This is a genomic window from Bacillus cytotoxicus NVH 391-98 (assembly GCF_000017425.1).
Taxonomy (GTDB): Bacteria; Bacillota; Bacilli; order Bacillales; family Bacillaceae_G; genus Bacillus_A; species Bacillus_A cytotoxicus.
This window is the reverse complement of record NC_009674.1, coordinates 1,613,356-1,637,635: the sequence shown is the minus strand read 5'-3', so window position 1 is coordinate 1,637,635 and position 24,280 is coordinate 1,613,356. Positions and strand designations below refer to the sequence as shown.

Below are 24,280 nucleotides of genomic sequence, written 5' to 3'. Positions count from 1 at the left end.
TAACACAAACTACAACTTTAAGCAGTGAAGAACCCCTTTCCGTTCTTTTTCAATAAGCGTTTTATTATGGAAATCAAGATGATAATGATACAATGATGAAAACGACTGCAAGGAGGAATAAATGTGAATACGCAACTTTTCTCACCATTTACGATTCAAAATGTTACATTAAAAAATCGTATTGTCATGTCACCAATGTGTATGTACTCATCTGAAAATGAAGATGGCAAGGTAACGAATTTTCACCTCATCCATTACGGAACAAGAGCGATGGGCCAAGTCGGACTTGTCATGCTTGAAGCAACAGCTGTTGCCGCCGAAGGACGCATTTCAAATAAAGATTTAGGCATTTGGAATGATGAACATATTGAAGGATTACAGAAAACCGTATCATTTATCAAAGAACATGATTCAAAAGCTGCTATTCAATTAGCTCACGCTGGACGAAAAGCCGAACTACATACAGATCCAGTTGCTCCTTCAGCTATCCCTTTTAACGATAAAATGAAAGTTCCAGTCGCAATGAGTAAGGAGCAAATTCAAGATACAATCACAGCCTTTCAGAAGGCAGCAATCCGCTCAAAACAAGCTGGGTTTGATGTAATTGAATTACATGGTGCACATGGTTATCTCATTAACGAATTTCTTTCTCCACTATCCAATAAACGAACAGATGAATATGGAGGAACGGCAGAAAATCGCTATCGTTTTTTACGCGAAATCATTCATGCTGTAAAAGAAGTTTGGGAAGGGCCTTTATTCGTTCGTATTTCCGCGGATGATTATCATCCTGAAGGACTGACAGTAAATGACTATGTTCAATTTGCAAAATGGATGAAAGAGCAAGGCGTAGACCTGATTGATTGCAGTTCTGGTGCAGTCGTTCCTGCTCATATCGATGTTTATCCTGGCTACCAAGTCAAATATGCGAAACATTTAAAAGAACATGCTCAAATCGCAACCGGAGCAGTTGGTCTTATTACAAGCGGTGTACAAGCGGAACAAATTTTAGTAAATAGCGAAGCCGATTTAATTTTTGTTGGTCGTGAATTACTGCGCAATCCCTATTTTCCGAGAACAGCTGCGAATGAACTTGGCTTTGAACTAAAAGATCCTCACCAATACAGCCGTGCTCCTGGTAAAATTGCAAATACATCCAAATAAAAAACGAGAAGACTCTGTTCTTCTCGTTTTTTATCCTCTCTTTATGGACAATACGCTCCCACTAATAGAAAGTTTCATTTATTTCATTACGGTAATTTCTGTTGAATTATAAATATGAATAACTGCCTCTTCATGAAGCGCTGCAAGATACATGCCTCTAGCAACTTGTTCGGCAGAAATGGGTTTATACTTTTTTAACGTACCTTTAAATATGAATGGTAACAGGCCAAAGATTTTCCCTGCCATTCTTTCACCAAAACGAAATTCTTTTCGCTCTCCTAATAATAACGATGGCCTAAAAATATGAATACCTTCGATTCCTAATTTTTGCAATTCTTCTTCCATTTTCCCTTTTACTTGTAAATAGAAAAAAACGGACTTTGAGTTTGCACTCATAGAAGAAATAACAAGAAAATTTTGTACGCCTTGTTTTTCAGACAAACAAGCTGCACGCAATGTATACTCATAGTCTACCTTTTTAAAATTAGCTTTCGTTCTTGCTTTCTTAATCGTTGTTCCTAAGCAGCAAAATACATCATCAACAGCAAAAAACTCTTTATACTCTTCCAAGATCGAAAAATCCACTTGTTTTTGTTGTAATTTTTCATGCTTTAGTTGCAGCGGTTTTCTCACAAAAATAGTAACCGAATCATAGTAATCAGAATCAAGCAATAGCTGTGTTACTTCTTGTCCAACTAAACCGCTTGCGCCGAGTACCAATGCTGTTCGTTTATTCATTTACATTTATACCTCTTTATCTACTTTTATTCCGCTTAAGCGGAAAGCATATCTCCTAGTTTATCCAGCTATTTGTAAGCAGTAAGACTCCCGCCTCACAATTTTAACAAAAGCTTTGGAGAGAGTCTGCTACCCATAAAAAACTTCGCTATATAGGAGTTTCCTCTTTAATATTTTATCATAAGTACGAAACAATGAGTTATTTAAACGTCCTGCTCTTTTTCTTTTTCTACTTCCGCTGGCAACTTTGTTACCAATGTAGAATCACCTAAATTATGAATAACTGCCTTTAAAAAAATTAACACCCAAACTAACGGTACTACGACTGCCAATATAAATAAAATTGCCAATGCCGTGTAACTCAATCGCTCATCCCCTTTTTCTTTCTCTCCCTCAATATATGAAAACAATGTTGTCACATATGCACGTTCCCTAAAATTTAATACTGTTCTTTTTTACAAATTTATAACAAAAAACAAATCGTAATCATTATTATTTATTGCAACTTTTCTAAGAATGTATTATACTAAGTTCGCAACTTAAAACGTAATTATTCCGTTTTACAACAATAAATGATTTTCTTCATTTATTGGGAAAGAATAATCTTGTAAAAAAAAACGAAAAGAGGAGAATTACATGAATAAAAGATTAACCTTATTTTCATTTCTACTAGTTTTCGCATTAATCTTTGCTGGCTGTTCCACTAAAAATAATAGTGTTGCAAAAAAAGGTGATAAACTTTCTGTGTATACAACTATTTTTCCACTTGCCGATTTTACTAAAAAAATTGGTGGTGATTATGTAAATGTCGAAACCATTTATCCACCAGGTGCTGATTCTCATACATATGAGCCTAGCCAAAAGCAAACTGTTCAAATTGCAAAAGCAGACTTATTTGTATATAACGGTGCTGGTTTAGAACCATTTGCGGAAAAGATGGAAAAAACATTGAAGCAGGAAAACGTACAAACTGTAAATGCATCCCAAGGTATTGATTTGCACGCTTCATCTGAAGATGAGCATCATGAACAAGAAAGCGACCATAAAGAACATGGTCATCATCATGATCAAGATCCACACGTTTGGTTAGACCCGATTCTTGCGATGAAACAGGCAGAAAAAATTAAAGATGCACTTGTAAAACTACAACCTGAACATAAAAAAGAATTTGAAAAGAACTTTGCAGCCCTACAAACAAAATTTACTGATTTAGACGATCATTTTAAATCTGTAGTTACCAATGCAAAAACAAAAGAAATTTTAGTTTCTCATGCAGCATATGGATACTGGGAACATCGTTACGGCTTAAAACAAATTCCAATCGCTGGCATCTCATCTTCGGAGGAACCATCGCAAAAAGAATTAGCTGCGATTACAAAAACAGCAAAAGAGCATGGTTTAAAATATATTTTATTTGAAACATTTTCTACTCCAAAAGTTGCTGAAGTAATTCAAAAAGAGACTGGTACAAAAATTTTGCGTTTAAATCATCTTGCTACAATATCTGAAGATGACGTAAAGAAAAATAAAGACTACTTTACGTTAATGGAAGAGAACGTGAACGTTTTAAAAGAAGCTACAAATTAATTTTTTCAAAGGCAGCTGATAATTCAGCTGCCTTTTCATGGTCGATACAGCTTGACTTACATAAAATAACAAGTACAATTATCCATACTATAAAAGATATCATTCAGAAAGTGAGTTGGAACTATGAATCTTCACATTTGTGAAGTAACAGCAAGTAATTGGCGTTCCGTCGCTGCTTTACATGTAGCAAGTGAGCAACAACAATTTATTGAAAGCAATGCGTTTTCTTTAGCAGAATCATTATATGAAGGAAACGGAACGTCAATAGGCTTATATGATGGAGAAACGCTTGTCGGGTACGCCATGTATGGCTGGTATTCTAAAGAAAATAATAGCGTATGGCTAGATCGCTTCATGATTGATTACCATTTCCAAGGACAGGGATATGCCAAACGTTTTCTTCACTTACTCATTCCTTATTTGCAAGAAAAATTTCAATGTGAAAAAGTGTATTTAAGTCTTCATCCAGACAATAAAGTAGCAATGAAACTATATGAATCATTCGGCTTTCGATTAACTGGTGATATCGATGACAGCGGACCTGTTGTAGGTGTTGTGATGGAATTACTGTTACATAAGAGATTCAGCCTATGAAAATAGGCTGTTTTTTATTGATTTCTACTTTCTTCCCCCTATATTTCTCGTTCTTACAACCGAGTATAATTTCCATAAAAAAATAAACCTGCAAAAAATCTGCAGGCTTATTTGATACATTCTTTAAAATGTTCCTGAAACCACTCTTTATTAATGTCTTTTCCGATGAAAACAACTTCGCTTATTCGTTTTTCTCCTTCTTGCCATTCTCGATCATAGGACGCAGCAAATAGAGTATGTACACCTTGGAATACAATTCGTCGATCTACCCCATCAATAGACAAAATTCCTTTATAACGATATAAATACTCCCCGAGTTCCTGAACAACAGCTGACATCCATTCGTTTAACTTTTGTAAATCAAGGGGCTGTTTTTCACGTAATACAAATGATTTTACCCCTTCTAAATGATGGTGCTCTGTATGAGGATAAATTTCTAATGTATCACGCGTTTTAAACGTTTGAATTTCGAGTAAAGCCGAAATATCCACTTCACAATTTGTCGTTGGGATTAATTTTGCTGTTGGATTCATCCCTTGTAATTCAATAAGAAGCGCTTCTTTTTCTACTTCTCCAATTAAATCTAATTTATTCACTAATACAACATCTGCAAAGGCAATTTGTTCTTTTGCTTCCAGTCCTTTTTCAAAATGTTTATGAATATGATAACTATCGATCACTGTCACAACACCATCAACTTTATACGATGATTGGATGACTGGGTCTAAAAAGAACGTTTGAATAATAGGACCTGGATTTGCAAGCCCCGTTGTTTCAATCACTAAACCATCAAAATCCATTTTCCCTTCTGCTTTTACATCTAATAGTTGTTTTAATGCGACAAGCAAATCTTCACGAACTGTGCAACATAAACAACCATTTGTCATTTCCATAATTTCTTCTTCAACATTCATAACCAATTGATTATCAATGCCAATTTGTCCTATTTCATTTACAATAACCGCTAATTTTTTTCCGTGGTCTTCTGACAGGATTCTATTTAGCAATGTCGTTTTCCCGGAACCAAGAAAACCAGTTAAAATTGTTACTGGAATTATTTCGTACATCTGTTGGCATCTCCTTATAACTATCTCTCTATACATTATACTATACAGAAAAAATATATATTGTATATAAAATCCTTATATACAGAGTAGCATACTATATCCCACTTTTATGCTACAATCTATATCATAAGGCGATAAGATTTTGAACAAACAAAAGAATGATTACTCATGGAAATGATTCGAAATTTGGTTGTCCAATGCTCGTCTTGCATTTTTATGGGCAATTATTTTCGGTTTTTCCTATTTAGGATAGATGAAAATCATTAGACCAATTTTTCAACACGATGTTCAGCAGATTTCATTTTCCTATAAATAAAAGAAGCTCTGTGACTCTATCACTTTTCTTTTTCATATCTATTTTTTATCATCGCAAACACACATGTATCCCTTAATCCATTTCCATCTACTGCTACACTACTATTTTCTAAAATTCCTTCTAATTTAAAGCCTAGCTTTTCAGGTATCGCTCTACTTTTCCGGTTTGTGGGGTCACAACGAATTTCTAACCTGTTTGCTTTCAGTTCAGAAAAAGCATAATCGATAATTCCTTTTACTGCCTCGGTCATATAGCCTTTCCCACTAAAGCGTGTATCAATCCAATATCCAATTTCAAACTGTGGTATTTCCCACTTAATCCGGTGCAATCCAGTAGAAGCAACAAATTCACCAGTCTCCCTTAAAAAGGCTAACAATCTTAAATCTTCTCTCTGTAAAAATTGAATATGTGCCCTTCTTATACTAGCTTCTACTTCCTCTCTCGTTTGTTCTTTTTGCACAAAAGCCATCCAAGATTTTAACTCCTGTATTGATGCTTGAATTGCTTCATAGACCGCTGCCCCGTCTCCAGGTTTAGGCATTCGAATAAATAATCTATCTGTATAAAATTCCGAGGGAAAATCAAGTAACAATGGATTCATTTTCACTACTCCTTAGTATTTTTTTATATATAATAATATTTATTCTAAATGTAAGCAACGACTTTTCTGATTTTAAATACAATTCCAATTCTTTAAATTATTCCCATGTAATGTAGATACACATCAGAAGATTCACAAAAAATACAAACCGTATTGCTCTCAATCCTTTTATTTCTACATATAATAAAGGTGTAGGATAGGAATGTAAGGAAAGGATTGATAAACATGAAACGTACTTACGACTATCATGCAACGAAAAAACAATTAGAACTAAAGAAACAGCAATTATGTAGACAGCTTACGAGTGTAAGACTAACAGAAGAAGAACGAAATCAAATAAAAATGGAAATCGATAACTACGATTACATTTTAAACTTAGTAGAAATGAATCATTATGAACGTGGAATTTCTCATTAAAAGCAGAGAACATCATTTCAAGTGATGTTCTTTTCCCTTTTTTATCATAAAAAAGCTTACAATGGGCAAAAAAACGTTCTAAAACAAAAAAAGACAACAATGTATATATTGTTGTTTTCAACTTACACAATCTTCTTTTTATCCGGTTTACTAGAAACTAAATAATGTTTCTCTGATATATATAAATCCCTTTTTAATATACGATTTAAATATGGTGCTAATTTTATGCCACATATAAGACGATCTTCATTGTCTTCTACAATAGGGAATGTTTCTTTCTCTGTTACATATTGATCTACTGCTTTTTGTACAAGATCAATCTCTTTTACAAGTTCTAAATTTTCATCTGTATGTTCAAACACCTCTAGCGTTTCCTTTGTAATAAGAAACTTATTTGTTGGAAAAGCTTGTAAATAAGGCTTTAATAAGTCATAATTCACTGTATAGTCATCATTAACTAATACTGTGTACACAATATTTGTATTAGTCTCTAAAAACTTTGCCATCGCTTGTTCTAGCTCGTCTTTTGTAATTGGCCTCTCCTCTTTTCCACTTTTGAAAAAGCGAAACATTGCATCGCCTCCTTTTTACTATATTATACCATAAAGAGAAAACTGAAAAATAAAAAAAACCTATTGAACGATTTTTTCAATAGGTTTTTTTGTGAGGGTAAATCATAATTTAATTACTATATCTTATTTTAAGAACGCACTCAACATCCAAACATGCTGTTCTAATGTTGTATGAATTGCTAATAACATGTCAGCAGATGTTTCATCTCCGGCTTGTTCTGCCACTTCCATACCTTCTTTTAACTCTTGAATAATAGCAGAAAAATCATTTACTAATACTTGTACCATTTCTTCCGCCGCTTCTTTACTTGTTCCTTCATGAACTGTTGATGTTTCTAAATATTCTTTCATTGTTGCTAACGGTTTTCCGCCTAATGCTAAAATACGTTCTGCCAATTCATCAATATATGTAGCAGCTTCTGTATAAAACTCTTCAAATTTCTCATGTAATGTAAAGAAGTGTGGTCCTGTCACATACCAGTGATAATTATGAAGTTTCACATATAATACATTCCAGTTTGCTACTTGTTTGTTCAATACTTCAACAACATTTGTTTTCGTACTCATCCAATCCACTCCTCTTACAATTTTAGAATTATTCTCTTTTAATAATCCTATTTTATTGTACCATACTTTTCCTTTCCTTCCAAATCATAAGCTTATATGTACTAAATTTTTAATAATTTTCATCAACCGGGTTCTCTTCACCCACTGATTATGAGCCCTCACCAATCAAGTTGTTACAGGCAACAAGGTTCCCCTCTCTGAATTTTGAGGCAGGAGTCTTATTGCCTAAAATTTATGTACTCTTTCTATCACTTCGCATGTCTAATTGTCCGAGCACTTACATATGCATAGTAATAAGATACGTTCATCATAGTAGAAAGAGGGATGACATGAATAATCAACAATGGCAAGTAGCAAAAAAGGTTGCTGCTACTTATATTGGAACTGTCGTCGGAGCCGGTTTTGCAACTGGAAGGGAGATTGTCGAGTTTTTTACCATCAATGGAATATATGGAACAATTGGAATATGCATAAGCGGATTTTTCTTTATTTGGCTAGGGACAAAAATGATGTTACTTTCTTCTCAAATTGGTGCATTTTCTGCACAAGAATTTAATAAATACTTATTTGGGGATGTATTTGGGAATGTTGTGAATACATTATTGCTACTTGTACTATTTGGAGTTACAAGTGTTATGCTATCAGGTGCAGGTGCCGTATTTGAAGAACAACTTCTTCTCCCAAGACAACTTGGTATTTTTATTACAGTAATCGCTTGCCTCATTATCGGCAGCCGCGGGCTACAAGGTGTTTTTGAGGTAAATACTCTAGTCGTACCAATTATGATGATTTTTATTATTGGACTTGCTATCACTACTTTGCTCCATGGTGCAACACCTATCTATAACGCGGTTCCTGCGGAAAATTGGAATATAAAATGGATTACAAGCCCTATTACATATGTTGCTCTCAACCTTTCACTCGCCCAAAGTGTTCTCGTACCATTAGCAAGTGAAGTAAAAGAGCGCAAAGCAATTATATGGGGGGGAATTCTAGGTGGAGCAGGACTTTGCTTTATCCTATTATGTAGTCATTTAGCCATTTTATCTGTTGAACAGTTTTATCAATACAATATTCCAATGGCAGAAGTTGTCCGACGCTTTAATGCAACTTTCCACTTTTTCTTCGTTCTCATTATTTTTGGTGAAGTATTTACGACTTTAGTCGGTAATATCTTTGGAATGACAAAACAAATGCAATCGATCACAGGATGGAAAAGCAATTATATTGTCTACTTTATTTTACTAATTAGCTACTCTTTCAGCTACATTGGGTACAGTGAACTTCTGCACATTTTGTATCCCATTATCGGGTGGGTTAGCATCATAATACTTCCAATTATTGCATGTAAACAACTTCAAAAAACAACATAGAAAGAAGTATCCTCAGGCGGATACTTCTTTTCATTCACAATCTTCACACACTTCCCAATACGGCCCCATCTCTATCGCTAAATATGGGTACAACTGCAGACGAATCATACGGCTTGGCATACGCTCTAATACAAATTGAATCGCATCTTTATCGTCTTCTATTTCTATTTTTACGATTGCTATTCGTTGCATTGTCGCTATAGAATTTCCATCTTTATATAAAGTCAGTCTTATTTCATTATGTTCATTAAAATATAATTCCACACTCATATGTGCTACTGCGATATCATTACCAATTAAATATTTTCCATTTTGTTCTTGAATTATATATTTCCAGCCACCTTTTTTCTCTTCTATTGGAGCAACTTGAAATAATCCAACTAAATCCTCGTATAGCATAAGATAACCCCTCTCTTACTAAACAACATGAGTATTATATTATACCCTTTCTATCTACTATATTCATTGTATCATATATCGACTCTATTCCTGCATTCATTTGCTTTGTGCAACGTTGTTCTCATGTGCAATAATATCCTCTTCCTCTACATTCACTCAGCCTGGAAGTAAGAGATCTGACTAAAATAAAACAGCAATATAAAAAGCAGGAATGTTCACATTCCTGCTTTTTGCTAAAATACTTTTCCTGTCGCCGCTAAAGCTAATACTGCAATCAAACTTGCAAACAATAAAGAAACAATAAAACTAATAATCGGTAACGTTTTCTTTTCATTTTTCTTAAATAACAATCTTATACTAAGAATAATATTTAGTGGTACGCCAATAAAATAAAAATACTTCATAATTCTCGCTATACTATTCGAACTATTAAAAAGTGTTCGAAATATAAACACTTCAACTAAAAAAATAAGAAAAAATGAAATACTAAACCAAAATGAAACATAGCTAAGCCAAGAATGTCTTTTCGTTCCCCAATACATTCCCATAATGTTCTCCTTTATATGTAGTCTACTTTATAATATTTATACAAGCATACAACAAATCCCTTTATCTTTCGACAAATAAAACAAAACTTTCATAGATATTTTTCTGATTTCACTGTCAGCCTTAACATGGAGAGTTCGATAAAGCGAAATTTTAATCCGTAAGGCTTTTCTTATTATGAGCCCTCACCAATCGGGCTATTGCTGCCTAAAATAGCGGATAAATAAAAAGGAGCTGTCTTTGTAACAGTTCAGTTACCTTAAGGCAGTCTCCTTGCGATTTATATCTTAAATTTTTCAATTAAGACTTGTAATTCTTCAGCCATTTGTGATAATGTTCCAGCAGCCGATCCGATTTCTTCCATAGAAGCTAATTGTTCTTCAGTGGATGCAGCAATATTTTGTGTACTTGTTGCATTATTTTGTGCTGTCCTTGCAATTTCACCAACCGAAATCGAAACTTCATTTGCGCCTTTTGACATTTCATTTGCCGTTTCTACCATACTTTCAATTTGCTTAGCAATTTCATTTGTAGAATGCAATATTTCTGCAAAGTTTTGTTTTGTCTCATTCGCAATTACAAGACCTAACTGAACTTCTTCATTGACATGATTCATTGATTTGACTGTCTTGCTCATATCTTCTTGTATTTCACTTACTAGCTTTCCAATTTCGTTTGATGACATGCTAGATTGCTCTGCAAGTTTCCTTACTTCATCTGCAACAATGGCAAATCCCTTGCCATGCTCCCCAGCTCGCGCAGCTTCAATAGCCGCATTTAACGCTAATAAATTTGTTTGATCAGCAATATTTTGTATCACTTCTAATATTTCACCAATTTGTTTTGATTTATCATTTAATAATTGAATCACAGCATCTGATTGAGAGACAGATTTTACTATCGAATTCATTTGATTTACTGTTTTTCCAACTAACTCCCCGCCATTCTCTGCTTTTTCACGAGTATACGAAGAAGAGTTGGCGATTGCCGATGAGCTATTTGCTACATGCTGAATCCCTTCTGTTACATTATGTAATAATACCGCACCGTTTTCAACGCTAGACGTTTGCTCTCTTGCCCCAGTCGAAACTTGCTCCATTGCCGTCGTAATCTGTTCTGTTGCCTCACTAGCCTGTCTGACACTTGCAGTCAATTCTTCAGATGCTGCGGCAACGTGTCCTGCTGAAGTATTAATTCGACTAATTAGTGTACGCAATGATTGTGTCATGTTATTAAAAGCTTTTGCCAGTTGACCAATTTCATCTTGCGAATACATTTCAATCGTTTGTGTTAAGTCTCCCTCACTAATTTCATGTGCAGTAGTTACTAACCTTTTTAAAGGTTTTGTGATAGAAAGGGTTACAAAATAAATGATTGTACCTCCTAAAAGTAAGGAAATTACCATAATAAGTAACGCATTATAAAATACAGGTTGAGCCGCTTCAATGATTTCACTGCTATACATTATTCCACCAATTTTCCAACCCGTTTTTAAATTTGTAGCAAATACCATTTTCTTGTCACTATTTCCATAAGAGTAAGTAAACATACCATGGTTTTCTTGATACAGTCGTTTTGCCCAAGAGTCCGCAGCTTTTTCACCTGATTTCTCCTCTGGATGAGCGATGATTTTTTGATTGCGATCTAAAATAAAAGCATATCCTTTTTTTCCGATATTAATTAATTTTGATGTTTTCAATAAATTGTCAAGACTTAAATCTAAAGCAACAACGCCATTTTTATCATCCGTTTGTTTTGCGATTGTTACTACAATATGACCATTTCCCTTTGCTTTATATGGCTCGGTTATAATTATGCCACCATTTTTACTGATTGCATCCTTATACCAAGGGCGCGTTGTCGGATCATAGTCTGCCGGCATTTGTACATCCGGTTCCTGTACAAACGTCTTGTCGTTTCCTGCAATATATATCTCTTCAACCTCCGGATTTAGCAATATATATTGAGATAACATTTTCTTTAATTCATCATGATTTTCTCCTGCATACAAGTCACTTTTCATGATTCTTGCAAAATTATTTACATCATTAAATTTTTCTTCGATTACTTGATTAATAAGATTGTCTAATATTTGAATATTTTCATTTGCGCTATTCATAATTTGCGATTCAAAGTTTTTCTTCGCAGTTTGATATGATATCCCACCAATAATTGAAATAGCAACAATTAATATAATAAAAAATGAAATCATTATTTTTTTTGCTACTTTCATATTTTGAAACCATCTTATAAACTGATTCATAATATCCTCCTTTATTATGTGAATATTTAAACTTTAAGATTAAAAACAAAAAAACAAATCATCTGATCACTATCCTTATGACACATGCAAACACTTTGTAAAGTTTAAACAAATAATTTCTTTTTGTCCATATATAAGGATAATTATTATTATAAATTTTACAATCAAAAAAACCAAAAGGATTTCCTTTGTTTTTTATGTAGCTTTCATTATCTTTATTATATGTATGTCTTTTTAAAAAGCCGCTTCAATTCACGTCATTTTCTGATACAAATTAAAAATAGTTGTAATGAAAAATGAATTCGTATAATAAATTGTTCATTACAACTAAACAAATGTATAATCAAAACAAATTTTCTCAATATACTTATATAAAATTGAAAAAGGTATCCGCATATAAAAAACGAATCTTATTCACTAAAAGGAGTGGATTTGATGGAAATGTATCAATGGCTAATTGCTGTTCTCATTGGTGGCATAACTGGCTTCGTTTCCCATCTAATCAATAACCAAGGTAAGTTATTGCTTCCACGCCGTTTAAAAACCTTTTTTCATCTTGGATTTTTCACTGATATATTAGCCGGCAGTCTTGCTGCGCTTCTTGGACTTGTATTATTTGATGCAACTACAATAAAAGAAATTATTAAAGTAGCCATTGTCACTGCTATTTCAGGACAAACCTTTTTGCTTCATCAAGCACTAGGTGGGGAACAGGCAAAGAATATGCAAATTAGTAAAGCTGACGAGAAAATTCAAGAAATTGACAAATTATTACGACGATAATCTATACTTCCGCTAAAAATTACTGTTATAATATTTATAAACTGAACTGTCTGTCAGAAGAAAGGGTGTTTCTTATGCCAAAAAAGAAAATAGAGGATTTCTTAACAGACTCCGAAAAAGAGGAACTAATAGAAAACTATAAATGTTTACGAGAAGCTCGTACAAAACGCGAAGCTAATCATTTTGGCGAAGTAGTAAATCACCTATTAAATAAAGCAAAAAAACGAATTATTGAAGACGCAGGAATTCCTGATGAAAATGCTGCAACTATTCAAACAAAGCGAAAAGCGCTGTTTTAACATTTTGTTAAAACAGCGCTTTTTATTTTGTTTACATAATATAATTATTGTTTATTATAATGTAACTTTTTGTTTTTCATTCTCTTCTTTTACTAAATCTATCAATCCATTCCCTTCGGATGTTCGCTCATATCCCAATGGAACTGTGCGTTTAATAAGCTGTGCATAAATTTCCGGTTCTGACAGCCTTCTTCCATATTCTCTTTCACATTGCTTAATTAGAAGTGCTAATGCTCCGGAAATATGTGGGGTCGCCATAGATGTCCCGCTCAATACAGCATACTTTCCTCCTGGATACGTAGAAAGAATGTCTTCACCTGGTGCTACTAAGTCAATTTCTTGATTCGAATTACTGAAGCAAGCTAACTTTCTTTCTAAATTCACTGCTCCTACTTCAATTACTTCTGAATAAGCACCTGGAAAATCCAATTCTTCTGTTCTGTCATTGCAATCACCACTATTTCCAGCGGCACATACAACTAGCACGTCTTGCTTGACAGCCTTTTGAATCACTTCATGTAATTCTGGTACATCTTCTGGTCCACCAAGTGACATGGAAATAATTCTTACTCGTTCTTGATTTGGTCCTCTCCAGCTTATAGCATAGTCAATCGCATCGATAATATGTTGATAGTTTCCTGATCCGTCCCCTGCCAATACTTTTAATACTAATAATTTAGCCAGTGGTGCAACGCCTAAAACTCCAATATCATTTTCTGTTGCTGCGATTGTTCCAGCAACATGCGTACCATGCCCATTATTATCAAGATAATTATTTGGATCATTTCCATAATCCTCTGTAAAGTTTCTTCCGCCAATAATTCTATCCTTTAAGTCTACATGGTTGACATCACAGCCTGTATCTAATACTGCTACAACAATATCGTTTCCCTTTTCACTCTTTTCCCAAATCTCAGGAGCGTGAATCAGTTGTACACCTGGTGGAATTTCGTTTGCTTGTTCCACCACCCTGTTTACTGTAAACGGAATTAATCGAATTCCTTTTTGCTTATTCGCTGTACTACTGCTCATCTGAATCCCTCCTAAAAGAGTATGATGTCCCTAGCAAATATGCGTACACTTATAGATGAAAATTCTTGTTTCTATTTCAAAATTCCTGCTTCAAAATATTTCTCAATTACAAAATAACTACTACTTTATCTTTTGCGGCCATAAGCTCCATTTCTTTAAGATAAGCATAATTGCCGGAACAAGTAGTGTCCGCACAAGAAATGTATCAACAATAACTCCAAGTGCCACAACAAATCCAAACATAAATAGTTCTAATAATGGCTGGGTCGTTAATACCGCAAACGTTGCTGCTAATATGATACCAGCAGAAGAAATAACACCGCCTGTTGCAGTTAATCCATTCTCAATTGCAACCTGCAGAGGATGTTTCGCAGTTTCTTCTTTAATACGAGAAACGAGCATAATATTATAATCCACTCCAAGTGCCACAAGGAATACAAACGTATATAGTGGAATGCGATAACTCATGTCCTTGTATCCAAATATATGTTCAAACAGAAACATACTAAGGCCTAATGCCGCACAATATGAGAGTAGAATCGTTCCAATCATATAGATTGGCGCAATCCATGATTTTGTTTGTATACCTAACAAAATCAATATCAATATAGATATGAGTACAACAATGCATGTTGTATCGTGATTATTAATCTGGTACAAATCAGCTTGCTTCGCCGTTTCACCAGAAAAGTAAACATGCCCATTCTTCACAAATTCATTTTCCTTCTGTTGCAGAAATTGAATGGTATCCATAGCCTGTAGTGAATACGGTTGATCTTTTAAAATCAGTTGCACTTTCGCTGCTTTTCCATCTTTAGACCGCAATTGATTGGTATTCTTTTGAATCGCCTCAAGAGAAGGATTCACCCTTTCTATCCCTTTTTGTACCGCTAATTTTCCTACAAACTGTACAATTTCCTCATCGGTTACCTTTTCTTCCTTCGCCATTACAACCGTAATAGGAGCTAACTGACCAGGAGAATATTTCTGTTCAATTAACTCATATCCTTGTCTTGATTGTAAATTTTCCGGAAAAGACTTTAATAAGTTAAAAGAGTACTGAATTTGAAATAGATTCAGTGAACATATGACTAGAAAAATAGCAACTGCTCCTCCAACTATATACGGCTTTCTTACTACAATATGGCTCACTTTTCTCCAAATGACATGTTTTTCTTGCCGCTGTCCAACCTTTGGTATAAAAGGCCAAAACGCTTTTCTACCAAATAGTGCAAATAAGGCAGGAAGCAATGTAATTCCCCCTAAAATAATGACAACAAGCGCAACAGAAAATAGTGGTGCAAAGTTACGGTAACCGTTATATACTGCAAAAAAGAGCATGAACATGGAAGCAAGCACGGTACTTCCACTAAAGAAGATTGGTTCCCCTACTTTTCGCATCGCCTGTTTCATACTTTCATATTTATCTTCTCGTTTTTGCAATTCTTCCTTATAACGTGCAAAAATAAATAGAGCATAATCTGTTAATGCTGCAAATAATAAGATTGACATAATAGACAATGATTGCGATTTAATTTCAAGTCCCCATTTACCAAATAAACCGAGACTTCGGTCAATCATTTGGTATACAATAATTGCTGCAATCAGCGGAATAATCGCTAAAAGAGGAGAACGGTAAATTACAATTAATAAGATAAAAATTAATCCAATTGTTGAGAACAGCAGGACAAGATCAGCATTTTTAAAAATTTCTAATGTATCCGCAGCAATCCCCGCAGGTCCTGTTATTTTAGCTTCCATATTAGTAGGAAGTTCCTGCTTTAATACATTTTTCATTTCTTTTACTGTATTATGAATCTCTTCTACTTCTAAATTACTTGTCATCGTTACCGGAAGAATAAAACTTGTTTTATCCTCAGATACAAAGCCGTTCAACATTTGAACTGGCATTTCACTAACCGGAATTATTTTTTCAACATGTTCGATTTTTTTAGCCTGTAATTGCTTTGTCACCTCTTGAATACTATGTAACTGTTCTTCTTTCATTTCTTCTTTTTGATGAAAAATAATAATAGCTGGTAATCCTTTATCATTTGGAAAATATTTTTCTACTTGTTTTTCAGCTTGTATAGATGCTGCACTTTCAGGAATCCCATCACCACTCACATTGTTTGCATATTTCTTTGCTGGTTTTGAAATTCCTGTTAAGACAAGCATAGCTACAATCCACGATATAACAATTACTTTGGCACCTTTTTTACTACTTGCAAAGTCTGTTATACGCTGTAACCATTTCCACATACAACCCCTCCTTACCCTATATTTAATAAAGTAAATTAACAACTTTATTAAATATACATATTACTTTCTTACAAACAAATAAAGTGTAAGACAAATATATATATAAAACAAGATTGTTCACAAATATGACAAATACTATTTGTATATAAAGATAAATGATTTTTAAAACAAAAAAAGTATCCAGTCATACTTTGAAGCATCCTGGATCTTTCACCAAAATAATGAAATTGGTATCAATCCTTACATAAAAAACTCCTAACATCATCTGTTAAGAGTTTTTACTGAGCAAATTTTGAACAGTGAAGTTTTCATCGCTTCCTTATCGAACTTCTAGATTGAATATTCAATAAAAACGAAAGCTATTACCTCATTCTTAATCTTTCTTTCAATTGCTTTATATAACGAAAGCGTATCATCACAAAATATATCATTTGAATTCCTACAAATATACTTAAGACGATCGCATTTTCTTTTAGCAAAGAATAGTCAAACATTTGCCCTAAAGCCGTTAATGCAACACCGCCATGTAACGCTGCTACACCAATTGGAACAAAGAATAATAAAGCCAATCGAATTGTGACGACTTGAGATAACTCTCTACTCGTTAACCCTATTTTCCGAATGGATTCAAATAAACGATAATCATCATCTAGGTCAGAGAATAGTCGAAAATATAGAAAACTACCTGCACAAACAAAGAATACAATTCCAATAAAAAATCCGACAAACAAAATTGGACCTGCAAATTGTAATGCTTGCTTGCTCTGATACGCTGCGGCATAAAACTGTGAATGCTCTTGGTACTGCTTTATATGCTCCATTATTTCTTTGCCCGCTTCAAATTCATTTTTCGTTTCTTTTGTTTCATACATATAATCTTTCATTTCTTTAAATCCACTTTGTAATGCATTATATTGCGCATCTGAAATGACATAGACATCACGAAGAAGTACTTTACTAAGAGTAGATGTCTTCACTTTTTTTACTGTCAATACTTGTTCTTCATTCGATAATTGTATCGTTTTTCTTTCTTTTTTTGGTGGTCCTGGCATTTCATTTGATAAGAAAAGTGCTGTATTTTGCTTGAAAGCAACTTCCTGTTCACCTGTCAGTTTCGCATACACCTTATAATCAGATTTTTTTATAAAGGACGCTCTGCGCATCGATTGATCTTCACTTCGTTTCGATGCTATCATGATTTTGCTAGTAGGTATATTATATTTTTTTAATGTTTTCTCAATCAATTGTATATGCTCTGTTTCATTTTCGTTTCCTGTTCCAGAATGATATTGAAAGGCAATTGGTTTCTCCATCATTTCTCTAGTCATAGAAGTAAAACCAACTAAAGTACCAATCGCTGAGAAAGCTACAGTTGAAATAATTGTAACAATAAAAAACATGCGGGCATTATCTCTCATCCGATATGCTAAATCTGAAAGCGTTATGATGTTTGTTCGCCTCCAGTATAAACGTTTGTTCTTCTTACATCTTCGGATCATGAATACGCTCAACTGCTTATACATGAAATAAGTACCAATTGTAACAACCGTCGTAACAGGAACTAACATAATAAAAACCATAGCTCCATGTGAAGATAACGCCCCTATATATCCTACACTAAGTAACAATACGGCTAAAAATGAAGCAATTATAGATATTTTCGGTTCGGGTTTCGCTTTTACCGAACCTCTAAATAACTTCATAATTTGATTTTTACGAATCAACCCAGCACTAAAAAATGAAATAATAATAAATAAAATGAAAAACATCAAACTTGTTACACCAATAGCCTTTATTGGTACATAATATGACAAGGACAAGTCTAACTGAAGTAATAGCGGTGCTACGAAAATAAGCAAACCTGAAAATAACATTCCGCAAAGAATACCGGTAATAATCGCTGCAATCCCAAGCATAACATTTTCAAAAAAGATAAGTCGTCTTAATTCAAACTTCGTCATGCCGAGCATCATCAATATCCCTAATTCCCGTTTTCTCGTTTTCAAAAACATGCCCATAGAATACAAGATAAAGAAAAATGTAAAAACATAAATAATAAATTGTGCAAATGACATACTGAAAAATACATATTGTCCTAATTGGCTAGCGCTTAGTACAGGGTGAAATGCAAAAAATGAATAAACAAAAAAAGCCATAATAGCAAATGCACTACTTAAAAAATAAGCCGAGTAGATCCTTCTATTACGCGTTACATTTCGAAATGCTAATTCCCTAATGCTCATCTTATTTCTCCGCCCTTTCGATTACTATACTGCTATCATACATAAAGCAAAGAATTGGATTCCATCGATTCAAATGACAAAAACATTACATTCTTGAAAGGTTACAGAAAAATTGATTAAATCAAAGAGTTTATTTATAATAGCTACATTCCTATTCATACATTGTCCTATTGTATATTCGACCGTTTTACGAAATAATAAGAGTGGAGACATATGAATTGAATGTATACATAACAATTTATCGCTCATAGGAGGATATATCATGACTTTACAAGAGCAAATTATGAAAACATTACATGTTCAATCTGTAATTGATCCAAAAACAGAAATTCGAAAACGAATTGATTTCTTAAAAGATTATTTGAGAAAAACAGGTGCAAAAGGGTTCGTACTTGGTATTAGTGGTGGTCAAGATTCAACATTAGCAGGTCGCTTAGCACAGCTTGCAGTAGAAGAAATTCGTAACGAAGGAGGCAGTGCAAAGTTTATCGCTGTACGCCTTCCGTATAAAGTCCAAAAAGATGAAGATGATGCACAACTTGCTCTTCAATTTATTAAACCAGATCACTCTGTTTCTTTTGATATCGCTCCAGCTGTTGATGCATTTTCAAATCAATATAAAGACTTATTAGGCGAATCACTAACAGACTTTAATAAAGGCAATGTAAAAGCTCGCGTCCGTATGGTGACACAATATGCAATTGGTGGTCAACAAGGTTTACTTGTCATTGGAACAGATCATGCAGCCGAGGCTGTTACTGGCTTCTTTACAAAATATGGTGACGGAGGAGCGGATCTTTTACCACTAACAGGCTTAACAAAACGTCAAGGTCGTGCTTTATTACAAGAATTAGGTTCTGACAAACGACTTTACTTAAAAATGCCAACAGCAGACTTATTAGATGAAAAACCAGGTCAAGCTGATGAAACAGAATTAGGAATTACGTATGATCAACTGGATGATTACTTAGAGGGAAAAGCAGTTCCTCAAGATGTAGCAAAAAAAATTGAAAAGCGTTATCTTGCAAGCGAACATAAAAGACAAGTACCTGCATCTATGTTTGATGATTGGTGGAAATAAGTATCCTAAAAAACGAAGCTACTATGATGTAGCTTCGTTTTTTATCGAAATGCTCCTATTTTCTTTTCTAAAAGATTATGTTGTTGATGCAATAATAGAAAGAACTGTAAATGTATTGATCATACGTTCTTCTTCACTCACTTTTCGAATCATTTTACAACACACATAAGTGAAACTTTAATCAGTGGCGCTGTTACGGGCTGTGAGGTTCCCGCCTATCTCCCTTACTTTTCTCCGAATCTTGAGATGGTAGACTTACTCCCCCTTAATAACGGAATAAAAAGAACACCTTTTTAGGTGCTCTTCTTTCATTAATATGTAAATGTAATTGTCGCTAATGAATATCCTGCCATCGCACTATATGGCGCAACTTGATAAGAAACGTGCTTTGCACCTTTCGGCCAGGAAATTTCATTTAATGCTCGGTTAATATCTTGCATTGTTCCATCCATTGATTGTTTATAACGTAGTTCTACTTTTTGAGGCTTCGCTGCAAATTCTTTCTGTAATTTTTGCTTTAATTCATTATAATTATTAGCGCCGTATTGTGTAGATAAATACACTAAATTCGTATCTTTTAGCATTTGGTTATATACAGCCGTTTTTGCACTACCTGCTTTTATTTTATTTATTAATTCATCATAGTAATTTGTAGTTGCTTCTGGATACTTGCTACGGTCCCATTCATGATCTTTGCTCATTTGCTCATCTGTCATATTGTAATATGAGTATGTTACACGCCCTGCTTTATCAGGAACTGGATCATCAAACGTAGTATCTAAATGATACCATTTCCCCTCAATCTTTACTAAATTCCAGGCATGAGCTTGTCCGTTTCCTTTACCAGTGACAAAACGTGTTTGAATCCCTGCTTGCTGCATCAATTGATATGTTAATAGTGTGTATCCTTGGCAAACAGCAGAACGATTTGCTAAAGCTTCATATGCTGTATATGCTTGATAAGAAGTATCATAAGAAACATGTTTCACCACATAATCATGAATCGCTTTCACCTTTTCATGTTCATCCATGCCAGCCTTAATAATTGTGTTAACAATTGCTTTTGCTTGCGCCTTTACATATTGTGTTTGTTCCTTTGACTCACGATAAGAGATATGTAATGTAAACGTATAATTTCCTGGTAATCCACGTATAGAATATCTTGTACTTGCAATATTGTATTTTATATACTCATCTGCATCTACTATTTTATTATATTCTTGATAAAGCATATTCATTACAGATCGAGCATCGCTTTCTTTCGTATTATATTTTAATGTAATATTTTCTTCTCGATTATTAATCTTCTGTTTTAACTCTCGTTTAAAATCTTCCAACAACTTGGCCTCTGTTGATGGAGCCACAATTGATTGATTTGATGCTGCATAAGATATCGAAGGGACTTGTAAACCACCAATCATAATTGTTGAGCAAAGTGCAGCAGCTGTTATATATTTGTTTGTCTTTTTCATTCTTGTTAATCCTCCTTATGTAAAAATATACAACAAAGCTTTCATATATTTATAGAGTATACAATAGTTTGTGAAAAATAAAATATGAGATTATGCATATTTATTAATTGCCATTTTAATATTATTAAAGAGAGTTTCCTCAATATTTCATGAAAATAAAAAAAACAATAGCATAACAAAGTAAACTACTGCTTCTTTTAACTAACATGTTTGTAATATGCAACACGCATTTTCAAAACGACGATGTTTTAAGTCTTCATTTCCAATCAGAAATAAAGCATTCTTAAATCTCCCCACATCATATTACAATTGTTATAATCTGAATCTACTTGGAATAAAAGGACCATATCATGCCGGTTTATCCCAATATACTCTCCAGCTTCTTGAAAGACATCATTTTGTACAGAAAAAGGTTCCCCAAACACTTGATGATTATCATCATGATCTGGAATTAATTCTTCAAATAGCTGTAAAAATCGATCGGAATCCTCTTCATCTTCAGTAAATAACTCAGGTAGCTTATAGGTCGATTCAAATGATATTTCACATTGTGTAAATCCCTCTTCTATATGCTCCGTTCTTTTCAGTTGATCAACTGAAACATCATAATAAAGGACACGTCCAGCTCCTTGGAAATCTCCCTCTTCCTTAAAATGACTTTCATAACAAAAGAAATAGAGCATTCCTGTTCGAGGTAAATTATGCTTGAAATCTATATTTTTTAAATCTGCTACGTCAACTAACTCACCACTTATCGTTGGGCTATGCCCTTCACACGATTGAAGTAGGAGATATCCTTGCCGAATACAAATGAAACTGCGCAATAAATTGCAACAGCTCTCCTTTATAAATTGGATATTCGAATGATACAGGCCCATCTGGAACTTCTCCCATTTTAGACTGTTCAATTTCCAACTTATCTTTTTATCTCAGTACTACTTTTATACAAGGAAATATCATATCCATTAATTCCTGTTTTAAATGTGTTAAATCATACTTTTCCATTAATGATTCAATTTGGGGCTTCATAAATTCTCCCTCAGTCATGTACTCATCCGTATCATAGCATATATATCGTAGTAAATTCATCTTCAAAAATAACATGTCATAAAAAACGGGCTTGCCTCCTATACGCGAACAAGTTTTACAAAGCATAGTATACAGTGTTCCTACAAACACGATACCTCATCATTTCTCTAAGAAACGTTCTATTTATTTTGATTTTTAAAAGGAGGCTTTCCACATGGGTTACGGATATGGCGGTGGCTATGGTTGCGGATATGGCGGCTTCGCTTTATTAATCGTTTTATTTATCCTTCTAATCATTATTGGAGCTAGCTGTTGGGGCGGCTTCGTTGGTTGCTAAGTAATTTGCAAAAACTATTGTAAAAAAGCACGTGATCTACGTGCTTTTTTGCTACCCCAAATCTTTACATGGAAAGGAATTATTTTTTCATGAAAATTGATGGTGTGTTTGAAGGTGGAGGAGTTCGTGGAATCGCACATGTAGGTGCCATTTGCGCATTGAATGAGCGCGGCTACTCTTTCGAACGTGTTGCTGGTACATCAGCAGGTGCCATTATCGCCGCTCTACTAGCAGCTGGTTACTCCTGTACAGAATTAAAAGATATAATAAGTACTTTAGATTATTATCAATTTACAAAAAAAAACGTTACTTGATAAAATCCCAGTAATCGGAAAAGGATTAAGTGCATGGACTCGATTAGGAGTTTACTCCAATATTTTTTTAGAAGAATGGTTAGACGATTTATTACGTAAAAAAGGGATTTATTTTTTTAGTGATTTACCTAATCTGAAAAACTTAAAGATTATCGCTTCAGATATAAGCAACGGGAAAATGGTTATCTTTCCTGACGATCTACCAAACTATGGTTTTCCAAATTATCGTTTTTCGATTGCGAAAGCGGTTAGAATGAGCGGAACCATTCCCTTCTTTTTCGAGCCCATAAAGTGGAAAACACCAAAGTGGAAACAACCTTGTTACATGGTGGATGGCGGAATCTTAAGCAATTATCCGATTTGGATTTTCGATTCGCCAACGCTGCCTCGCTGGCCTACCTTTGGATTTCACTTTGTAAAAGATGAAATTCAAGCAGAACCCGTTCTTTACAAAGAACCCCTTTCAATGTTTAAAGGATTATTTAAAACAATGATGCAGGCGCATGATTTACGCCATTTAGATAAAGAAGCAAAGGCAAGAACAATTAAAATTCCAACCGGTACGATTACAAGTACCAACTTTCAATTAACTACCGCTGAAAAAGGTTGGCTGTATCAATCTGGATTCGATGCTGCTACTACGTTTTTACAAACTTGGAACTTTAAAAGATATATTAACCAATATCGAAGTGGAAATCAAAAAAGAAAAACATATCATTCACAAAACAAATTAGATTTATAATCTTTGTTCATTTCAATAAGCCTAATACATACTCATTATATTAGGCTTATTTACAATTAAATATTTTTTCAATGAAGCACCCTGTTATCACTTCTGAATTAAGGATATTCCAATCCTTCTGCCTCTTTAGCTGAAATTACTACATACCGCTCTCCTGTTCTCAATCCTAATAGCTCTGCCTTTTCAATTGCTTCTTGCTTTGTCTCTGCATAAGCTGCTAAATATTTCGTCCCGGCAATTACTTGACAAATAACAAATTGTTTCATACTTTCCTCCTTTTTTCATTTTACTTCTTGTTGCTGTACAAGAAGGATCTACTCTATACTGCCGCCCTTCTCTTGGCTAACAACATCCCTTTATATCTTTTATTGTATATGGGATAGATTATCTAGAAAAGTAGAAACCTAAAAGAGTTACATAACAAATAAGCAATTTCCTAAAAAAATAAATATTTTTCGCTATGTAATCTACATACCATTTTG

The 24,280-nt window shown here is 34.0% G+C and carries 23 protein-coding genes and 3 pseudogenes; 10 read left to right on the top strand and 16 right to left on the bottom strand.

Going from position 1 to position 24,280, the window contains the following annotated elements:
- Positions 1–123 precede the first annotated feature (123 nt).
- On the top strand, positions 124–1,164 hold the full coding sequence (gene namA / locus BCER98_RS08005) for an NADPH dehydrogenase NamA (protein ID WP_012094016.1): 1,041 nt from the start codon (positions 124–126) through the stop codon (positions 1,162–1,164).
- 78 nt (positions 1,165–1,242) lie between these two features.
- On the opposite strand, the gene BCER98_RS08000 is transcribed toward namA, so the two are convergent.
- The gene (locus BCER98_RS08000; RefSeq protein ID WP_012094015.1) at positions 1,243–1,902 is read right to left on the bottom strand and encodes an oxidoreductase; all 660 of its coding nucleotides are present in this window, start codon (positions 1,900–1,902) and stop codon (positions 1,243–1,245) included.
- Between the two features lie 203 nt (positions 1,903–2,105).
- On the bottom strand, positions 2,106–2,321 hold the full coding sequence (locus BCER98_RS07995) for a hypothetical protein (protein WP_012094014.1): 216 nt from the start codon (positions 2,319–2,321) through the stop codon (positions 2,106–2,108).
- Positions 2,322–2,538: 217 nt separating this feature from the next.
- Here BCER98_RS07995 and BCER98_RS07990 point away from each other — a divergent pair, with 217 nt between their 5' ends.
- Together BCER98_RS07990 and BCER98_RS07985 are read left to right on the top strand one after the other, a co-directional pair.
- Positions 2,539–3,489 (top strand): metal ABC transporter substrate-binding protein, encoded by a 951-nt coding sequence (locus BCER98_RS07990; protein ID WP_012094013.1) that lies wholly within the window; start codon positions 2,539–2,541, stop codon positions 3,487–3,489.
- Between the two features lie 123 nt (positions 3,490–3,612).
- A complete protein-coding gene (locus BCER98_RS07985; protein WP_012094012.1) occupies positions 3,613–4,083 on the top strand; it encodes a GNAT family N-acetyltransferase in 471 nt (156 codons plus the stop codon).
- Positions 4,084–4,190: 107 nt separating this feature from the next.
- Here BCER98_RS07985 and BCER98_RS07980 read toward each other — a convergent pair whose 3' ends face one another.
- Both BCER98_RS07980 and BCER98_RS07975 read right to left on the bottom strand, forming a co-directional pair.
- Positions 4,191–5,141 carry a CobW family GTP-binding protein gene (locus BCER98_RS07980; RefSeq protein ID WP_041810333.1) on the bottom strand — a complete coding sequence of 317 codons (951 nt, stop codon included), beginning with the start codon at positions 5,139–5,141 and terminating at the stop codon, positions 4,191–4,193.
- A gap of 344 nt (positions 5,142–5,485) precedes the next feature.
- Positions 5,486–6,067 carry a GNAT family N-acetyltransferase gene (locus BCER98_RS07975; RefSeq protein ID WP_012094010.1) on the bottom strand — a complete coding sequence of 194 codons (582 nt, stop codon included), beginning with the start codon at positions 6,065–6,067 and terminating at the stop codon, positions 5,486–5,488.
- Positions 6,068–6,292: 225 nt separating this feature from the next.
- On the opposite strand from BCER98_RS07975, the gene BCER98_RS07970 reads away from it, so the two are divergent.
- Positions 6,293–6,484, top strand: coding sequence for a DUF3896 family protein (locus tag BCER98_RS07970; RefSeq protein WP_012094009.1), 192 nt, complete (start codon positions 6,293–6,295; stop codon positions 6,482–6,484).
- Between the two features lie 122 nt (positions 6,485–6,606).
- On the opposite strand, the gene BCER98_RS07965 is transcribed toward BCER98_RS07970, so the two are convergent.
- Both BCER98_RS07965 and BCER98_RS07960 read right to left on the bottom strand, forming a co-directional pair.
- Positions 6,607–7,056 carry a DUF3939 domain-containing protein gene (locus tag BCER98_RS07965; RefSeq protein ID WP_012094008.1) on the bottom strand — a complete coding sequence of 150 codons (450 nt, stop codon included), beginning with the start codon at positions 7,054–7,056 and terminating at the stop codon, positions 6,607–6,609.
- 123 nt (positions 7,057–7,179) lie between these two features.
- A complete protein-coding gene (locus tag BCER98_RS07960; protein WP_012094007.1) occupies positions 7,180–7,623 on the bottom strand; it encodes a Dps family protein in 444 nt (147 codons plus the stop codon).
- Positions 7,624–7,952: 329 nt separating this feature from the next.
- Between BCER98_RS07960 and BCER98_RS07955 the strand changes: the two genes are divergently transcribed.
- Positions 7,953–8,996, top strand: a complete 1,044-nt coding sequence (locus tag BCER98_RS07955) for a YkvI family membrane protein (protein ID WP_012094006.1) — start codon at positions 7,953–7,955, stop codon at positions 8,994–8,996.
- A 30-nt stretch (positions 8,997–9,026) separates the two neighbouring features.
- Here BCER98_RS07955 and BCER98_RS07950 read toward each other — a convergent pair whose 3' ends face one another.
- From BCER98_RS07950 to BCER98_RS23635, 4 genes and pseudogenes are all read right to left on the bottom strand, one after another.
- Complete coding sequence (locus BCER98_RS07950; RefSeq protein ID WP_012094005.1) at positions 9,027–9,395, bottom strand: DUF3979 family protein; 369 nt, start codon at positions 9,393–9,395, stop codon at positions 9,027–9,029.
- Between the two features lie 233 nt (positions 9,396–9,628).
- Positions 9,629–9,943 carry a hypothetical protein gene (locus tag BCER98_RS07945; protein ID WP_012094004.1) on the bottom strand — a complete coding sequence of 105 codons (315 nt, stop codon included), beginning with the start codon at positions 9,941–9,943 and terminating at the stop codon, positions 9,629–9,631.
- A gap of 278 nt (positions 9,944–10,221) precedes the next feature.
- On the bottom strand, positions 10,222–11,040 hold the full coding sequence (locus BCER98_RS23640) for a methyl-accepting chemotaxis protein (RefSeq protein ID WP_373367229.1): 819 nt from the start codon (positions 11,038–11,040) through the stop codon (positions 10,222–10,224).
- Positions 11,041–11,163: 123 nt separating this feature from the next.
- A pseudogene (locus tag BCER98_RS23635) lies at positions 11,164–12,060 on the bottom strand (HAMP domain-containing protein); the annotation flags it as partial.
- A gap of 579 nt (positions 12,061–12,639) precedes the next feature.
- Between BCER98_RS23635 and BCER98_RS07935 the strand changes: the two are divergent.
- Positions 12,640–12,987, top strand: a complete 348-nt coding sequence (locus tag BCER98_RS07935; protein ID WP_012094002.1) for a DUF4257 domain-containing protein — start codon at positions 12,640–12,642, stop codon at positions 12,985–12,987.
- 74 nt (positions 12,988–13,061) lie between these two features.
- Positions 13,062–13,286, top strand: a complete 225-nt coding sequence (locus tag BCER98_RS07930) for a hypothetical protein (protein ID WP_012094001.1) — start codon at positions 13,062–13,064, stop codon at positions 13,284–13,286.
- 54 nt (positions 13,287–13,340) lie between these two features.
- On the opposite strand, the gene BCER98_RS07925 is transcribed toward BCER98_RS07930, so the two are convergent.
- The 3 genes from BCER98_RS07925 to BCER98_RS07915 all read right to left on the bottom strand — a co-directional run bounded on the left by BCER98_RS07925 (position 13,341) and on the right by BCER98_RS07915 (position 18,823).
- Complete coding sequence (locus BCER98_RS07925; protein ID WP_012094000.1) at positions 13,341–14,318, bottom strand: S8 family peptidase; 978 nt, start codon at positions 14,316–14,318, stop codon at positions 13,341–13,343.
- A gap of 120 nt (positions 14,319–14,438) precedes the next feature.
- Positions 14,439–16,580 carry an MMPL family transporter gene (locus tag BCER98_RS07920; RefSeq protein ID WP_012093999.1) on the bottom strand — a complete coding sequence of 714 codons (2,142 nt, stop codon included), beginning with the start codon at positions 16,578–16,580 and terminating at the stop codon, positions 14,439–14,441.
- Between the two features lie 362 nt (positions 16,581–16,942).
- On the bottom strand, positions 16,943–18,823 hold the full coding sequence (locus BCER98_RS07915) for an FtsX-like permease family protein (protein ID WP_012093998.1): 1,881 nt from the start codon (positions 18,821–18,823) through the stop codon (positions 16,943–16,945).
- A 262-nt stretch (positions 18,824–19,085) separates the two neighbouring features.
- Between BCER98_RS07915 and nadE the strand changes: the two genes are divergently transcribed.
- Positions 19,086–19,904 (top strand): ammonia-dependent NAD(+) synthetase, encoded by an 819-nt coding sequence (gene nadE / locus BCER98_RS07910; RefSeq protein ID WP_012093997.1) that lies wholly within the window; start codon positions 19,086–19,088, stop codon positions 19,902–19,904.
- A gap of 311 nt (positions 19,905–20,215) precedes the next feature.
- Here nadE and BCER98_RS07905 read toward each other — a convergent pair whose 3' ends face one another.
- Together BCER98_RS07905 and BCER98_RS07900 are read right to left on the bottom strand one after the other, a co-directional pair.
- The gene (locus tag BCER98_RS07905; protein ID WP_012093996.1) at positions 20,216–21,376 is read right to left on the bottom strand and encodes a transglutaminase domain-containing protein; all 1,161 of its coding nucleotides are present in this window, start codon (positions 21,374–21,376) and stop codon (positions 20,216–20,218) included.
- Between the two features lie 201 nt (positions 21,377–21,577).
- Positions 21,578–22,405 (bottom strand): annotated as a pseudogene (locus BCER98_RS07900) (DUF1963 domain-containing protein).
- A gap of 214 nt (positions 22,406–22,619) precedes the next feature.
- On the opposite strand from BCER98_RS07900, the gene BCER98_RS07895 reads away from it, so the two are divergent.
- Together BCER98_RS07895 and BCER98_RS07890 are read left to right on the top strand one after the other, a co-directional pair.
- A complete protein-coding gene (locus BCER98_RS07895; RefSeq protein WP_041809642.1) occupies positions 22,620–22,742 on the top strand; it encodes a YjcZ family sporulation protein in 123 nt (40 codons plus the stop codon).
- Positions 22,743–22,831: 89 nt separating this feature from the next.
- Positions 22,832–23,798 (top strand): annotated as a pseudogene (locus BCER98_RS07890) (patatin-like phospholipase family protein).
- A 98-nt stretch (positions 23,799–23,896) separates the two neighbouring features.
- On the opposite strand, the gene BCER98_RS20830 reads toward BCER98_RS07890, so the two are convergent.
- Positions 23,897–24,064, bottom strand: a complete 168-nt coding sequence (locus BCER98_RS20830) for a DUF3933 family protein (RefSeq protein WP_012093994.1) — start codon at positions 24,062–24,064, stop codon at positions 23,897–23,899.
- Positions 24,065–24,280: the final 216 nt, after the last annotated feature.

Bases quoted from the DNA above. Each gene is read 5' to 3' on its own strand.
- BCER98_RS08000 (WP_012094015.1), bottom strand. From the start codon at position 1,902: ATGAATAAACGAACAGCATTGGTACTCGGCGCAAGCGGTTTAGTTGGA.
- BCER98_RS07990 (WP_012094013.1), top strand. From the start codon at position 2,539: ATGAATAAAAGATTAACCTTATTTTCATTTCTACTAGTTTTCGCATTA.
- BCER98_RS07985 (WP_012094012.1), top strand. From the start codon at position 3,613: ATGAATCTTCACATTTGTGAAGTAACAGCAAGTAATTGGCGTTCCGTC.
- BCER98_RS07975 (WP_012094010.1), bottom strand. From the start codon at position 6,067: ATGAATCCATTGTTACTTGATTTTCCCTCGGAATTTTATACAGATAGA.
- BCER98_RS07970 (WP_012094009.1), top strand. From the start codon at position 6,293: ATGAAACGTACTTACGACTATCATGCAACGAAAAAACAATTAGAACTA.
- BCER98_RS07965 (WP_012094008.1), bottom strand. From the start codon at position 7,056: ATGTTTCGCTTTTTCAAAAGTGGAAAAGAGGAGAGGCCAATTACAAAA.
- BCER98_RS07960 (WP_012094007.1), bottom strand. From the start codon at position 7,623: ATGAGTACGAAAACAAATGTTGTTGAAGTATTGAACAAACAAGTAGCA.
- BCER98_RS07955 (WP_012094006.1), top strand. From the start codon at position 7,953: ATGAATAATCAACAATGGCAAGTAGCAAAAAAGGTTGCTGCTACTTAT.
- BCER98_RS07950 (WP_012094005.1), bottom strand. From the start codon at position 9,395: ATGCTATACGAGGATTTAGTTGGATTATTTCAAGTTGCTCCAATAGAA.
- BCER98_RS07945 (WP_012094004.1), bottom strand. From the start codon at position 9,943: ATGGGAATGTATTGGGGAACGAAAAGACATTCTTGGCTTAGCTATGTT.
- BCER98_RS23640 (WP_373367229.1), bottom strand. From the start codon at position 11,040: ATGGAGCAAGTTTCGACTGGGGCAAGAGAGCAAACGTCTAGCGTTGAA.
- BCER98_RS07935 (WP_012094002.1), top strand. From the start codon at position 12,640: ATGGAAATGTATCAATGGCTAATTGCTGTTCTCATTGGTGGCATAACT.
- BCER98_RS07930 (WP_012094001.1), top strand. From the start codon at position 13,062: ATGCCAAAAAAGAAAATAGAGGATTTCTTAACAGACTCCGAAAAAGAG.
- BCER98_RS07925 (WP_012094000.1), bottom strand. From the start codon at position 14,318: ATGAGCAGTAGTACAGCGAATAAGCAAAAAGGAATTCGATTAATTCCG.
- BCER98_RS07920 (WP_012093999.1), bottom strand. From the start codon at position 16,580: ATGTGGAAATGGTTACAGCGTATAACAGACTTTGCAAGTAGTAAAAAA.
- BCER98_RS07915 (WP_012093998.1), bottom strand. From the start codon at position 18,823: ATGAGCATTAGGGAATTAGCATTTCGAAATGTAACGCGTAATAGAAGG.
- nadE (WP_012093997.1), top strand. From the start codon at position 19,086: ATGACTTTACAAGAGCAAATTATGAAAACATTACATGTTCAATCTGTA.
- BCER98_RS07905 (WP_012093996.1), bottom strand. From the start codon at position 21,376: ATGAAAAAGACAAACAAATATATAACAGCTGCTGCACTTTGCTCAACA.
- BCER98_RS07895 (WP_041809642.1), top strand. From the start codon at position 22,620: ATGGGTTACGGATATGGCGGTGGCTATGGTTGCGGATATGGCGGCTTC.
- BCER98_RS20830 (WP_012093994.1), bottom strand. From the start codon at position 24,064: ATGAAACAATTTGTTATTTGTCAAGTAATTGCCGGGACGAAATATTTA.